Source organism: Sporotomaculum syntrophicum (assembly GCF_009932395.1).
GTDB classification, from domain to species: Bacteria; Bacillota; Desulfotomaculia; order Desulfotomaculales; family Desulfallaceae; genus Sporotomaculum; species Sporotomaculum syntrophicum.
In genome coordinates, this window is record NZ_LSRS01000001.1 from 254671 (window position 1) to 269384 (window position 14714).

Genomic DNA, 14714 nt, shown 5'->3' on the forward strand with positions numbered 1-14714 from the left:
ACTAAAGATCATTTATGGATGAAACCTGATTATTACCGTTCTTTTTACTGGTATATAATGCTTTATCCGCAATGTTTACCAATTCACTTACTGTTAAAGCGTCCTCGGGAAAACTAGATACCCCAATGCTAACAGTCACCGACTCATGGTTGTCAATGCTTTCCGAACCAATTACCAGCCTGATGCGATCGGCTATTTTACAGGCAACTCTTTTGGCAACTCCCATCAACAGAACTGTGAATTCATCTCCGCCATAACGCGCTATAACATCTTCATCCCTGGTACAAAACCTTAATATATCGGCAATTATTTTCAACAATTTATCTCCGGCAACGTGCCCGTAGGTGTCATTATATTTTTTAAAATTATCGATATCGATCATTAAAAGAGAAACGGGCAGTTCATGATGTTTGGCCCAATCAAGTTCTCTTTTAAAACGTTCATAAAAATAGCGATGGTTGAAGACACCGGTTAAACCATCGGTAATAGCTGTCTTTTTGACATATTCATAATCGGTGGCATTCTTAATGGCTATAGCCACATGGGAAGCGACTATGAAGAGCATTTTAAGCAACTCGTCAATAATTTCTTTTTTTTGCCCGGTAATGATACTTAAAACACCGAGAATTTTGTTTTCCACCAGCATGGGAATGGCCAATAGAGTACCGGTACCGGAAAAAGCCTGGTCCCAAGTCTGGGTTTCCAGGTCAACCACCTGGTTTTCCTTTTTGTTCATGACCAGTTGGTTAACTTGCTGCAAAATGTTACGCTTGGCTTCACTCTGGTTGACGGAACTTTCATAGTATTCAATTAATACTAAATTGGTGGACTGATCTTCCATCAAAAAGATATAACAATCTTCGTAATCAATAACTTCTTTGACACAGACCAAAATCTGTTTCAATAAATTATTAAAGTTTAGATCGGAGTTAATAGCTTTACTAATTTTATGCAACGTTCCCAGTTCCATTACTTTTCTATCCAGTTCTTCGTTGATTAAAGCCAGCCTTTGGGTTATAAATTCAATTTCATCAACATAAACCTGCAGCCTCTTATATGCTACCTGCATTGACATAGCCTGCAGCAAATTATCTTTAAGCTCTAGATATTCATTATAAACATTACCGTAAAAGGTCATGATTTCAATCAATAAATTAAAGGACTTATAAATCTTTTGCACCCATTCATTATAAGGGTAGGGTTTAAGCACTTCCTTAAAAGACTTTAAATGAGTCTCAACAATTTCCTCGGGTCTTATCCCACTGTTAATCAATTCTTTGCTGAATAAAGAAGCCTGATATAAACTAGACTCGTTTTCATCTTCCAAGAAATTTTTTAACAATTTTGTATATTGTTCCCCGAAATCTTTTTGCAAAGGGCTGCCCCCTTTTAAGTCAGTCAGACTATTTTAATAATCAATATTGTTCTGTCGTCGTCTTTCATATAATCTTTCTCAATCTTTTGAGCCATTTCCCAGGGTTCTTGGTGTAAAGGATTGTTTTGAATGATAAAGTCACGTGATATCCCATCAGAAAACATATAAATGTAATTTCCGCTCCGGACCATTCCGTTATTTACATATAGTGAATGCGGTATTGCACGGCCCAAGGTACCGTTATTGTTAACTAAACTTAAGGACCTGTCCCCCCATATGTAACCTTCGACATTACCAATTCCGATATATTCAAAGGCACCTGAAGCCAGGTTCAACCGCAGTACACTTGCCGCGGCTCCGCGTTCACCTTTAACATTAAGATGACAGCTTAAAAACAAATCTTTTACATTTAAATGAGTATGTCCATTAAAAAAGCTAATAACTTTTTTAGCAGACCGGTAAGCATCTGCACCACTGCCCAAACCGTCTATAACAGCAAAAAAGGCATAATCTCTCTCGAGAATAGCCAGGTAAGCATCACCGTTCAAGTCACCCTTTTTCTTGGGCAGAGAAACCACCCCGTAATCTACCTTAACCATTTACGCACAACCACCTGTGTTCCTTCACCTGGGCTCGACTGGATACTAAATTCGTCCATTAATCTTTTGGTGCCGGGGAGCCCGGTTCCCATACCCCGTGAAGTGGTATAACCGTCTTGCATGGCCAGATTAATATCAACAATGCCGGGTCCATTATCCGAAGCCAATATTTCAATACCTTTCCGCAAACCATTATTAATTGCCCGAAGATATATAGAGCCTTCTCCTGCATAAAGAACTATATTACGGGCCAGTTCAGAGATAGCTGTGGTGATCCTGGTTTGGTCCACCAACCCAAAGCCCATTGACTTGGAAAGATTTCGCACCGCCTGCCTGGCAGAAACGATATCAAATTCATTTTCAAGATGCACATTAATTTCTTGCATGCTTTCCATACTTTAACACCCCTCACTAATACGAGGCACGGAGAAAATCAACACCTTTTTGCAAATTTAATGCAGTACGTATACCGTCCAAGGTAATGCCCAATTCTATTAAGGTAATCGCCACACCAGGTTGAATCCCCGTTACCACCACTTTAACCCCCATTAGCTTGGACATGGAAGAAATATCGCTTAATACTTTAGCGACAAAGCTATCTACAATTTCTACCGCGGTCAGGTCAACCAGTACTCCCACAGGTTCTTGTTGTGATATGTCCCGTGCCAAGTTCTCTTGAAGGTCTAGAGCCGCCGTATCGGTTAGGCTGCCCTGGATGGATACCACCAGGCAATTGTCTATTTTTAAAATAGGGATTTCCATCACTTATTCACCTACTCTTTTTTCCTGGGTTTTATTTCCAGATCTATCATATTTAGTGCTGTCTCAAGACCTTTTTTTAAATTGGTATTAGTTATGATATCACTAAATAAGTTCACATCCAGTTTAATTATGGTTTGAGCCATATCAGGACTGATCCCAACTAAAATACAAGTGCTGCCCAGCAACCTGGCTGCATTAACGGCATTAAGCAGGTTTTGGGCAACTGCTGTATCAATTATAGGTACCCCGGTGACATCAATAATTACAATTTCCGCCTGCTCGGAGACTATGGCGTTTAATAATCGCTCAATTGTTTGCTTAGCCCGAAAGGTATCGATAGTGCCAACAAGAGGTACCACCACGATTTTATCAAAAAGCGGTATTATTGGGGTTGACAACTCATTAAGAGCTTGCTGCTGCTGTATTATTGTATTCTCCCGTACCTTTATGTAAGCATTAGCCATACAAATCCTTGACTCGCCGGTAAAATTGATTATTACCTTTAAGTACTCAACAATCTTGTCCGGTTGTTCATAGCATTCACGTTCAATTATCTCAATAAACTTATCCCGTAATACCGTCATAATATTTTGCATATCAATAAAGCTATAGCCCTCGCCGGATCTATTCAGGATTATATCATCCATATAATTAATAAAGCCTTCATCTACACCTGATTTAATCGCTGCCACTGATTGGTTGACCAATTTGCGTATCCGGTTTGATAAAACAGAGTATTCAAGCTTATTAGTCAGAGGATGACCTAAATTCTTTAACTTAGTTACTGTTTCATGAACTATTTCCTCAACATTATTTGTTAAGATTTGGTCCAATTCCATTTATATACACCCCTCCAAAAAATCCGCACATTACATATTTATCATATATTATTAATATTGATCTATTTATACCCATATTCTTACTGAATTGTATCATACCATAACTCAAATATCTATATAACTAATAAACAGATAGATAATTTAGTCTTCCAGCTTCCGTAAAAAACGCTTTTTTTATTCGTTTAAAGTTCCATTTCCAGAAAAACCTCAACAACCCTGGGATCAAAGTGCTTACCAGACTGCTCAAGGATATGTTCACGCACCTTGCCTTCAGGCCAGGCAGAACGGTAGGGGCGCTCCGAGGTAAGTGCGTCCCATACGTCCACCACGGCGAAGATGCGTGCCGCTAGCGGAATTTGCTCGCCTTTCAGTCCGCGCGGGTAACCCGTGCCGTCCCACTTTTCGTGATGGCAGTAGGGGATGTCCAGGGCCTGGCGTAAGTAGTTAATTGAAGAAAGCATTTCGTATGCATAAACCGGGTGATGGTACATAGTTGTCCACTCTTCTTCCGTAAGCGGGCCGGGTTTGAGCAGTATCCGATCAGGGATGCCCATCTTGCCAATGTCGTGAAGCAACGCGCCCCGGCGTACGTGCACCAATTCAGCATCACTCATCCCTAAAGCACGCGCTAAGCGCATTGTCATCTCGGTGACACGCCGGCTATGGCCCTCGGTTCCTTTATCCCGCAGGTCCAGGGCATGTGCCCAGCCTTCTATGGTAGCGTTATAGGCCAGGGTTAGTTCAACATTGGAGCGCTGCAGTTCATCAAACAAGGCGGCGTTATCTATAGCAATGGCTGCCTGCCCCGCCAGGGCTTCCAAAAAATACAGCCATTCATGATCGGGGTCGAGCGGTGCACGGTGAAATATTTCCAACACGCCATTGACCTGCCCTTTGGCCATAAGCGGTACGCCGTAGTAGGAGATGAAACCTTCATCCGCCATTAGCCGGGTGAGAGCACAGAAACCTTCTGCTTCCGTTAAATTGGGGATTACAACGATACGCCGCTCAAGGACAGCCCGGCCGGCGTACCCCTCGCCCAGGTGAAAGCGGGAGCGCTCGATAGCCTTGGATAGGAAACCCCGACCAGCAGCATATTCCAGGGTATGTGTATACTTATTAAGCAGCAGGATACAAGCGGCGTCAATGCCCAGTTGGGCGGTTACCTGATCCAGGATAACGTTGAAGGTGACACGCAGATCCAGACTAGAGGTAATAGCCATGTCAATATTGCGCAAGGCCTGCAAATGTTCGGAATGACGCTTTATTTCTTTAAACAGCCGGGCGTTTATCAGCGCAGCGGCGACTTGTTGAGCATAAGCCCGGAAGAATTCAACGCGATCAGATGAAAAGAAGCCGGGCCGGTCGCTGTGCAGCACCAGTGCGCCAAAAGGTTTACCGCGGCTGATGAGGGGAAATGCGGCGGAACAACAATACCCCTGCTCCAGCGCGGCCTTGCGCCACGGGGCAAAAATAGGATCGCTGGCGATATCAGTGATAATAACCGGCGAACCGGTACGGATGGCGGTGCCTGTCGGGCCCAGCTCCTGTGATGATGAGTTATCCCAGCGCAACGTTGCTTGCCGGGGGTATTTTATCTCCCGGGGATAGTGAATTGGCAAACTTACACTACCATCCTCTTCGGCACGACTAAGTCCGGCCAAGCTCACCCCGAAAATTTCCACACAGGTACGGGTAACATCTTCGGCCAGTTCCTGTAAATCAAGGCTTTGCCCGAGTTTCTGCGCGTTATCATAGAGCGCACTGAGGGTTTTCAACTGGCGCAGGTTCTCTCTGTATAGTCTACTGATACGATTTTCAGCCCTTGTGCGTTCGGTAATATCTAAAAAAGATGCTACGCTCTTTCCTGTTCCCGGAATCACGTCAACAGTCATAAGGACGTTTTTAACATTGCCCTGCCTGTCAATGAACCGCAATTCACAGTTTCTTAGAGTAGCATTTGGGCCAATTCTTCGCATTCGACGAAATTCTTTTATTTTCTCCAAATCATCTTGTAAGATAAATTCAGTCCAATTTTTATTGTCCTCCAATTCGCCTTTGGAATAGCCGAAGAGTTTTTCAGCCTCCGTGTTAGCCAGGGAAATTATGTCATTTCCTTCGATAATTACCATCGAGCTACCGGCGGTTTCAAAAATAGTCCGGTACTTCTCTTCAGACTCCCGAAGTACTCTCTCTGCCAATTTGCGCTCGGTGATATCGCGGACAATAGCTTGTGTCGCCGGTTTAGCCTGGAAGGTGAAAGGAATTGCCGTCACTTCCACCTCTACAACCGACCCGTCCAGCCGGGTGAACTTCTCTTCATCCAATGGCGCGGTCTTTCCTTGTTCCTGTGCTTGTCGTATGCGCTCTTTGACGATTTCCCGGCAGTCCGGGTGCACAATATCCATCAGCGACTTTCCAATGATCTCTTCTCTATTTGTAGCGCCTATAAGTTTTACAGCAGCCATATTCGCAAAGACGATCTTGCCTTCGCAGTATATGATAACAGCATCAAGTGATAGTTCAACAAGTTGACGATATTGCTCCTCGCTCTCGCGCAACGCTTCTTCCACTTGTTTTAACTTACTAGTTGAACAATTGAGTTGCTTTGGAGGGTTATTAGAAGGAGTAAACATTATTAACACCTCGATGGGAAGGTTTGTTCACATTCATTATTTTTCTAGATCTTTGTTTCTGTACAAACTATGAAAAACCTTTAAGATTTAGATGTATTTCAACAATTTTACCTAAAATCCTTGCATCCTTGGTGTCTCCGATCAAAGATATTGACTGCCAACAAACAGGCCTTTAAAAAGAAAATAAAAAAAGGCCAAACACTTAACCTTGCAATTTGCCCAAAAACCAACCCGCTGCTTTTAACTGGCATCGCAGCGGGTTGGTTTTTATCGTTTATGTTATTTCGTAATTACTACAGCCCCGTTAACCAGTTCAATTACAGCCCCTAATTCCTCATCAATAAGGCTGGTGGGAATCATTGTACGACATGCTTCAAGGTAGGCCGGTACGCTTAAAGCTTTTTCCAGCCCGTTGACCTTATAGTTGCTTTCATTGATGTATACTAATATTGTTTTGTCACCGGCGGTGATGTGCACCTCGTTTGGAGCATACCATCTAACCCCGCAGCCCAGTGCTTCCAATACAGCTCTGGCCGGCACTATGGGATGTTCATTGTCTTTAATTGCAGGTTTCACTTCAGTATCGATGGTATTTCCGTTTACAATAACTATTAAACCGGTTTCCTCAGTAATGGGTGGTGTCACCACCTTTACCTGCTCCGGTCCCGGAATTAAAGATGTTATATCGGTGCTGTTAGAATCATTTAATTCCGGGGCATTTACAACCAGGTTAGGATTAACTTTAGTAGTGGAATCGGCTATAGCAGCAAAGTTTAATAATAATTCACCGGTGGTATTATCTTTAGCTGTCGCCTTGATAGTGGTATCGGCATAAGCGGCCTCCGATTGGTAATTACACAAACAATTTATTTCAAAATTAAACTGGGGGCCGTTTTGAGCATTAAAGTTACCTGAAATTTTATAAGTGCCTTCCAGGTTATCTTTTGTCCCTACACTGTCTATAACAACAGCTAACTGCCCACCTACTGAGCCGTCGGGTGCTTTAAAGCCAAGGTCCAGATTAAAGTTCTTTTGCCCGCCGGGTATAAGAGCGGCCTCATAAATAAAATCATTGACTTCCACGAAGCTGCTAAACAGCTTTATTTGCTCCCGGGATATAACAGGCATGCTGTCAATGCCGGTAATAATTTGCTGCTTTAATTGTTCCGGAGTAACTCCCATCTGTTCGTAATTGTATTTGTTTAAATTAACTACTATGTCGGCTACTCTTTCTTTCTCATTTTTTATTTTAGTTGACAGGTTGTATATTACATCTTCAAAACCGTTTTGGTCCAATTGTAAAGTAACCTTGCTGGCAGTAAGGTTAAAGTACTGCTCCGGTATGGCTTCCACCAGGAAAAGCAGTAAATCTTTGTATTCCCCGGGCAGTTGCTGGTTTTGATAGCTGAGCATCTGTTCCCAGACACTCTTAAGCTGTTCATTAGATAAATACAGGTATTCGGGACTTTGTTCTAAAAATGCAGGGTTATTCTTAAATACATCAAGCCCGAAATCTTTCAGTAAAATGAAGATATCCTTGTTCAAGATAACCTTATCATCTTTTAAATAGATATCGCCGTTGTGTTTATTACCATCAATTTCTGTGGTATAGCTTACTTTAATAACATTATTATTTGAATCAAGCTGTGATAAAAGGTCAATAGACGCACCTTTAAATTGGCCTAACTCCTTAGTAACGCTCCCGTCAAACTCAGTAATCTTAATGCTGGTTACATCCTCAGACTTTTCGTAAAAACCTTTGTCAACACCTAAATCAAAGTTTTTAATGCCGGTTATGACCAGGTCTTTCGCAGTTGGTTGTGCCGCACTGGTAGACAAAACCACACAAAAACATAAAGATAACGCCAGTAAAACATTAAATAAGGTTTTCTTGAGCAAGCGGATCACCTCCGTAAATTTATACATCCTATTGGGATTATATCATAATTAAATAGTTATTCATATAAAATGCAATCATAACAGCTATAAGATGACTAACAACTAGAGACCGATAGGAAGGTTTTGGGAATACAGCAGGGATCATCGGGTGTTTGTCATTGCCTGGCACCATCTTTAAAATAACGCGACATAGCCTCCACATCCGAAGCATGCTCCATAACGTCCTTAGCGCTGATCTGTCCTTTACCGTGAAGTTCCAATAAATGATTGTCCAGTGTCTGCATACCGTACTTGCCGCCTGTTTGCATGTAAGAATAAATCTGAAATATCTTTTTCTCCCGGATCAAATTGCGCACCGCAGGGGTGCATACCAGCACCTCCACGGCCGGTATCCTTCTTTGCCCGTCTTTACTTGGCAAAAGACGCTGGGAAACCACCCCCACCAGTGTATTAGCCAGCTGGATCCTTATCTGCTGCTGCTGATTGGGTGGAAACACATCAATGATTCTCTCCACCGTCTGGGGAGCATCCATAGTATGTAATGTAGCCAATACCAGATGGCCAGTTTCAGCGGCAGTTATAGCGATAGAAATAGTTTCCAGGTCACGCATCTCGCCCACCAGTATAACATCCGGATCTTGCCGCAAGGCCGCCCGCAGCGCACTGGGGAAAGATCTGCTGTCCCTGCCGATTTCCCTTTGGCTGATGATGCTCTTTTTGTTAGAATGCCTGTATTCAATGGGATCTTCCAGAGTAATTATATGATATTGCTTTTCATCATTAATAAGATTAATCATCGCAGCCAAAGTTGTAGACTTACCGCTGCCGGTCGGTCCCGTGATAATGACCAATCCACGGGTACGCCGGGCCAAATCTTTAATAGAGCCGGGTAAATTTAGTTCATCAACAGTAGGAATCCGGGTACCGACCACCCTGCAGGCAATACCCACGGTGCCCCGCTGGTAATAGACATTTACCCGAAAATACCCCAAACCCCGGCATTCAGTGGACAAATCCACTTCACCAAGCTGCTCCAGAATGTTTATCTTTTCCGGGTTGAGTAATTGCCTGGCCAATTCCAGAGTATCACTCGCCGTAAGCGGTGGGAAATTTATTTCGGTCAGCTCATCATTTATCCTCAGCAAAGGTGCAACTCCCGCCATTATATGTAAGTCGGAGGCACACCGGACAACTGCTTGTTCAAGTAGATCATTGATGTGCATTAATTATATTCCCATCCTTCTTGACTTATTTACAATATCAATAGCTTATGTCCTAAATAATTATACTAACTTAATTTACAAAATTTGTACAGATATACCGTTGCCAAAGATAAAAAGATACAAGCATTGTTAATGTCCCATGCACATAAAAAGTTCCCTTAGCAAGCATATAATTCCATGTTATAATTAAGACACAATATGTGATTATTTTCAAAGAAAGGTGATAGACAGTTGTTCTCAAACATTAGAACCAAACTGATTACGATATGCATGCTTGCCATAATATTTTGGGGCGGTCCTAATATATACAATGCTTGGGCCGCACCCGAATTAGAAGTTGATGTTGAGCGTACAGTGGGTAATAAACAAAATGACCGGGGGTATTACGCCCAACCGACAAATGATGGCGGCTATATAATTGCCGGAGAATCCCAATCTTACCATATGCACGGTAACGGTGATTACGATGCCTACCTGATCAAACTTGATACAAAAGGGCACCTGGAATGGAAACATACATTCGGCAATGCTAAAAACGACCGGGGCTATTCCGTACAGCAGACCGGCGACGGGGGATACATTATGGCCGGGACCACACAGCCTGTCTTAAAACCGGAAGGCAACAATGTTTACCTCGTCAAAACAGACACATCGGGCCGCGAAGAGTGGCACAAAGAATTTGGCGGGACCGGTGAAGATACCGGAGCCTGCGTGCTGCAAACCGCGGACGGAGGCTATATTATCGCGGGCGCAACCTCTTCATCAGGAGCCGGTGACAGCGATGTATACCTTATTAAAACCAATGCCGAGGGTAAAAAAGAGTGGGAAAAAACCCTCGGCGGCAAGGAAACCGATTTTGCCACTGCCGTCCGGCAAACCAGTGACGGCGGGTATATTGTGACCGGGCAGACATATTCCTTCGGGGCCGGCGGTTATGACGTATACCTGATCAAAACGGATGCTCATGGGAATCAAATTTGGGCTCAAACTTTCGGCGGTGCAGGCTGGGATACGGCTGCCTCCGTGGAACAAACCAAAGACGGCGACTACATCGTGGCCGGGCAGACAGCTTCTTTTGGCGCAGGCAACAGTGATATCTACCTTATTAAAATAAACTATGCCGGAAAAAAAATCTGGGAAAAGACATTCGGCGGAGCTGATTTAGAAACTGGCAAAACTGTTCAGCAAACCAGTGACGGTGGTTTTTTGGTGGCAGGCTGGTCAAATTCCGTCGTCAATAGGGAATTATGTTTATACCTGGTAAAGACCGATGCCAATGGGAAAAAACTGTGGGAAAAAACCTGGCACAATGGCAATCTAAACCGGGAGTTTTCCATTATGCCAAATCAAGATAAAGGGTATATCGTGACCGGCTGGCGGGACGAGCAGCTGGGCATTACGCAGAAACGTAATGATGGGATTGATGTGTATATGGTTGGTATTGGGATAGAGTAGCACCCCCTGTCACAAAAAACAAGCCTGGTTTTTTACCAGGATATAATCTTATATAATCTTAGCAAAATTAATATGATTAACTACACTTAATTCCCATCAAAACTAAATACAATGGCCGATCCGGTGGTAAACTCATCACCAAAGTTTTTAATAATACCTGAATCCCCGGCAATATTTAATATTTTCAACTCCGTGCTCATTTCGTAAGTATAACCATCATCCGTCATACCACTTATGTTGTAACATAAAAAAACTTGATCATCAGTATTAAAGGTAATCTCATAATCAATTCCCTCTGAAATACCCTCCAGCAAGTTTTTTGGTGTACCATTTTGATAATGAACTAATGAACCGGATTCATCAACATAAATGGCTTCATCGGAGGATTTATTAACAAGACTGGCATTCCATTCTTGAAAGATTTCCATACTATCTGCCAAACGAACGATTTCCTCGATTTGTTCCTTGGCAAAGCGCACATTAAACTGTACTGCGGCTTGTCGGCTGGAAACAGTAGAGGCTCTATTGACATAAAAATAAAAATTAAACCCTACAACCAACACCAAAAGTAAAATAGTCAGGGCAATAAGCATCTCAATTAATGTAAATCCTTTTTTGTTAAAAGGTGAATAAAAGATTTATGTCTCCCCCTCAATGAATGATGAAACAGAAACGTGACGTTCACCATTATGATAAAAAACTACCACCGTTACGTTATATCCCTCTACAATACCATTTAGCCGGGTGACTTCTTCCACGCAAAAATTACGCACACGGTCAGGGTATTTAATAAATACATCATTATAATCGTTTACATATTCTGTGTCGGTATAATAATTATCCATGGAATTATGTAAATGCTCAAGTTTTTTTTCCGCCTCGGCAACAGCCCGGGTTTTTTCACCATCTGCAAATATACTCGTAATACTCCAACCGAAAAAATTGACAAAAGCACCCACCATGATTACTAATACTATTAGGGCTACCATTACTTCTACCAATGAGAACCCCTTGTTACAGGTTAGTTTTTTCATATTATCACATCTCTTTTTTGGCTTCATATGATTTATTTACTTTTAGCCATCTAATGATAATTACTTTGACAATCTATTAATTACCCACTAAGACTATTTTGATCAACATACACATTCCGTATAGACCTATTCCTTTACCCATTTACCTTTATTACGCCAATTTGTGTTTGGCGTAACTACGGGTGTTACTTGCTCATTTAATACAAGTGAGGGAGGGCCATTTGTACCCCAACCCAGCGAATTAAAAAAGGTTGTATCCAGCGAACTATTGGCAGTTATAGCATCACGATTCCCACCATCTACAGTGCAAGTATTAGCCACAACAGTTCCTTGGATCATTCCGCTATTTAAAACTTCTACATTTGAGCATGGCGCGTACGTAAAACCATTAACTGCGGCCCCTGAACCAGACACTCTCACAGTTCCGCCTCGGGAAATAACATCACCATTTATTGTGGCACTACCATAGATATTAACAACACCATTTTCAATAAAGATTGCACCGATTACCGCATCTCTAACACTACCATACACTTCCACCATGTCCCCAGCAGAATAGATATTCCCCCTTATTATAGAATCACCGTAGACTTTTATATTTCCGTTCTCTGCAAAAATAGATCCGCTCACTGCCTCCCTGTTACTGCCTAATAACTCTACAACAGATCCCTCAGTATAAATGTTTCCCTTTACCATGGAATTACCTGTTAATTTTATAGTTGCGTCTTCAGCATACAGTGAGCCAAAGATCTTGATATTATGATCTAAGGTAATGGATTTAATATCACTATGTAAAAAAATATAAACCAAAGTAGAATCGCCATTGTTATTAATTGTACTGTTTTTCATGGAAAAGTTACCACTTATATATAGATACAGCCGTCCGCTTCCTTGAACTTGTATGTGTCCTCCATTAAGATTAAATGAACTTACACAAACCTTACGAATTTCCCCAGCACTCCCCGTATTAATTAACAAATTGCCATTATTAACATTGACATTATACCATCCATCATTTGCTATTGTTCCGCCTGCACTAACACTTACAGGAGTTTGAGGTTCCTCTGGAAGCGGAAGAAAACTAGGAAAAGGATCAAATTGATAACTGGGTAAAGGATACTCCCGAACCGAAGGAAGATTTTCAATTGAGCCATTTGGAATATTTGTTTCTGGCCCGCGCTGCCAACCAGTGAATTGCACAACCGACGCTCCATCTCCCCCAGGTCCAATATATAAATTCCCGTTATTTATATAACCGTTATAGCTAAATTTAATGCTATTAGCTGTAATAGAGTTTGTTGCAACATTACCGTTTATTTTAGCATCACTATTGATTGTTATAGAGGTCTCTGCAAATAAAGCCATTGGATCCCCAACAACACCACCATTCCCACCAGCATTACTTCCATTATCTACAATATCTGATTTTCTAATTTTATATTTTAAATCAGATTGGGCCTGTGCTGCATATATTTGACCTTCTCTCACAATGCCAACGGAATCTATATTAAAATAGTACTCACCATCTACAATATCCAATGATATAATAAATTTAATATTATAATCCTGGGTTTCTGTTGGACTTAAGGGACCGTCTAAAGTCCCCCAAAACTCCACAGGAGGATCGGCTGGAGACATGTCGTCACAATAGCCATTTTTAATAAGACTTATGGCCATCTCAACGCCTGACCGGGCAAAGTAATAAGCTTGTGTTTTATTCTCATTTTTTCTAGAAGATAAAGTTTCCTGGGAACTAGCATGCCATACTACAGTACCCAACATTGTAGTTAGAACAACTATAAATAAAACTAATACCATAGCCATTCCTTTTTCATTCTTTAACATAAACATATATCATACACTGCCTTTCGTTAAACTATAAAACCATATTATTAAGAGTCTGCTCGAAAATTCTTAAATAACATCCAAACATAAATAAATAATTTATCTTCACTTATCGAATAGGCAGTAAACACTAAAAACAACTAAAAACCAAATAAAGTGAATAATTATAACCAAAATACAGTTGGATCTATTCCCCATGAGCTATCATAACACACTAGTTTTGATAAAGAACTAATTGACTATATTGAGCTAATAAATGGCTACCTGCAGCTACAACAGTACATCCGGTCAGGGGTAGGTGCATTAAATTGGAAGGTAAATAGACAGGCAAAATACTTTGTGTAATAGTTACCGCCATAACTGGGCGAACAAGGGTTAGTGATAAGCCAACCCCTGCCATACCAAATACACTAATGTTGCCTGCCACCTTATTCTTTATTTTTATGAGCCTTTGTAACGCCGCTAATAGTATAATTTTGAAAACCGCCGTTTACCTTGTATCTTCCAGCATAGCCGGGAGGCGGGTCAGGCCATTCCTGCATTAGGTAGGTTTTCAGCTTTTCTTCCCATTGTTCTGAGGTAAAAGCGCCGTCCGGCACACCATGGTCGGCAATATACATCTGCACGGCACCGTGAATGATACGCATATTTGCCTCGTTGGCTTCTTCTGCAGCATATGTTTTTACTGCTTCGTAGACGGGTACTGCCACCGCCAGCAAGACGGCAATAATGGCCACCACGACCATCAGTTCAACCAAATTAAAGCCGGAATGGTTCAAAAGGGGGTTATTATGGCGGTAGGATAAAAAAGCCCTTTCCTGTACCGACTTCATAATAACCCCCTCCTCTCGCCTCGTTTAAAGTACATCAACCATACTTTAATCTCCGCTTAAGTGAAAAACATCAACTTCCGGTTCCCCCATATTAAGCCGAGAAAGCAATGAGAAAGTAACAACACCGCAAATCTGGAGCAAAAACCGCCCCCGTGTTTCATTGAATACTCTACTCGTTACCTGCCAAAAATCAACACCTCCCGGTATACTTATT

13 protein-coding genes are annotated in these 14714 nt (G+C 41.9%); 1 reads left to right on the plus strand and 12 read right to left on the minus strand.

The window, feature by feature from the left end:
* Window position 1: 1 nt before the first annotated feature.
* From SPSYN_RS01370 to SPSYN_RS01405, 8 genes are all read right to left on the minus strand, one after another.
* Window positions 2-1375, minus strand: coding sequence for a diguanylate cyclase (locus SPSYN_RS01370; protein WP_161820708.1), 1374 nt, complete (start codon window positions 1373-1375; stop codon window positions 2-4).
* Between the two features lie 23 nt (window positions 1376-1398).
* Window positions 1399-1974 carry a PP2C family serine/threonine-protein phosphatase gene (locus SPSYN_RS01375; RefSeq protein ID WP_161820709.1) on the minus strand — a complete coding sequence of 192 codons (576 nt, stop codon included), beginning with the start codon at window positions 1972-1974 and terminating at the stop codon, window positions 1399-1401.
* Window positions 1962-2369 (minus strand): anti-sigma regulatory factor, encoded by a 408-nt coding sequence (locus SPSYN_RS01380; protein ID WP_279279229.1) that lies wholly within the window; start codon window positions 2367-2369, stop codon window positions 1962-1964. The genes SPSYN_RS01375 and SPSYN_RS01380 overlap by 13 nt, the downstream gene beginning before the upstream one ends.
* A 16-nt stretch (window positions 2370-2385) precedes the next feature.
* Complete coding sequence (locus SPSYN_RS01385; RefSeq protein WP_161820710.1) at window positions 2386-2736, minus strand: STAS domain-containing protein; 351 nt, start codon at window positions 2734-2736, stop codon at window positions 2386-2388.
* Between the two features lie 11 nt (window positions 2737-2747).
* Complete coding sequence (locus tag SPSYN_RS01390; RefSeq protein WP_161820711.1) at window positions 2748-3575, minus strand: STAS domain-containing protein; 828 nt, start codon at window positions 3573-3575, stop codon at window positions 2748-2750.
* A gap of 182 nt (window positions 3576-3757) precedes the next feature.
* Window positions 3758-6211: a PAS domain S-box protein gene (locus SPSYN_RS01395; RefSeq protein WP_161820712.1), complete on the minus strand. Its 2454-nt coding sequence runs from the start codon at window positions 6209-6211 to the stop codon at window positions 3758-3760.
* Window positions 6212-6490: 279 nt separating this feature from the next.
* Window positions 6491-8110: a copper amine oxidase N-terminal domain-containing protein gene (locus tag SPSYN_RS01400; RefSeq protein ID WP_161820713.1), complete on the minus strand. Its 1620-nt coding sequence runs from the start codon at window positions 8108-8110 to the stop codon at window positions 6491-6493.
* Between the two features lie 155 nt (window positions 8111-8265).
* Entirely contained in the window at window positions 8266-9333 is a 1068-nt protein-coding gene (locus SPSYN_RS01405; RefSeq protein ID WP_161820714.1) for a type IV pilus twitching motility protein PilT, read from the minus strand.
* Window positions 9334-9564: 231 nt separating this feature from the next.
* Between SPSYN_RS01405 and SPSYN_RS01410 the strand changes: the two genes are divergently transcribed.
* The gene (locus SPSYN_RS01410; RefSeq protein WP_161820715.1) at window positions 9565-10788 is read left to right on the plus strand and encodes a hypothetical protein; all 1224 of its coding nucleotides are present in this window, start codon (window positions 9565-9567) and stop codon (window positions 10786-10788) included.
* A gap of 86 nt (window positions 10789-10874) precedes the next feature.
* Here SPSYN_RS01410 and SPSYN_RS01415 read toward each other — a convergent pair whose 3' ends face one another.
* From SPSYN_RS01415 to SPSYN_RS01430, 4 genes are all read right to left on the minus strand, one after another.
* A complete protein-coding gene (locus tag SPSYN_RS01415; protein WP_423828268.1) occupies window positions 10875-11426 on the minus strand; it encodes a prepilin-type N-terminal cleavage/methylation domain-containing protein in 552 nt (183 codons plus the stop codon).
* Window positions 11427-11822: a type II secretion system protein gene (locus SPSYN_RS01420; protein WP_161820717.1), complete on the minus strand. Its 396-nt coding sequence runs from the start codon at window positions 11820-11822 to the stop codon at window positions 11427-11429. It lies immediately after the preceding gene.
* 126 nt (window positions 11823-11948) lie between these two features.
* Window positions 11949-13673 carry a DUF7305 domain-containing protein gene (locus tag SPSYN_RS01425; protein WP_161820718.1) on the minus strand — a complete coding sequence of 575 codons (1725 nt, stop codon included), beginning with the start codon at window positions 13671-13673 and terminating at the stop codon, window positions 11949-11951.
* Between the two features lie 422 nt (window positions 13674-14095).
* Window positions 14096-14500: a type II secretion system protein gene (locus SPSYN_RS01430; RefSeq protein WP_161820719.1), complete on the minus strand. Its 405-nt coding sequence runs from the start codon at window positions 14498-14500 to the stop codon at window positions 14096-14098.
* Between the last annotated feature and the right edge of the window lie 214 nt (window positions 14501-14714).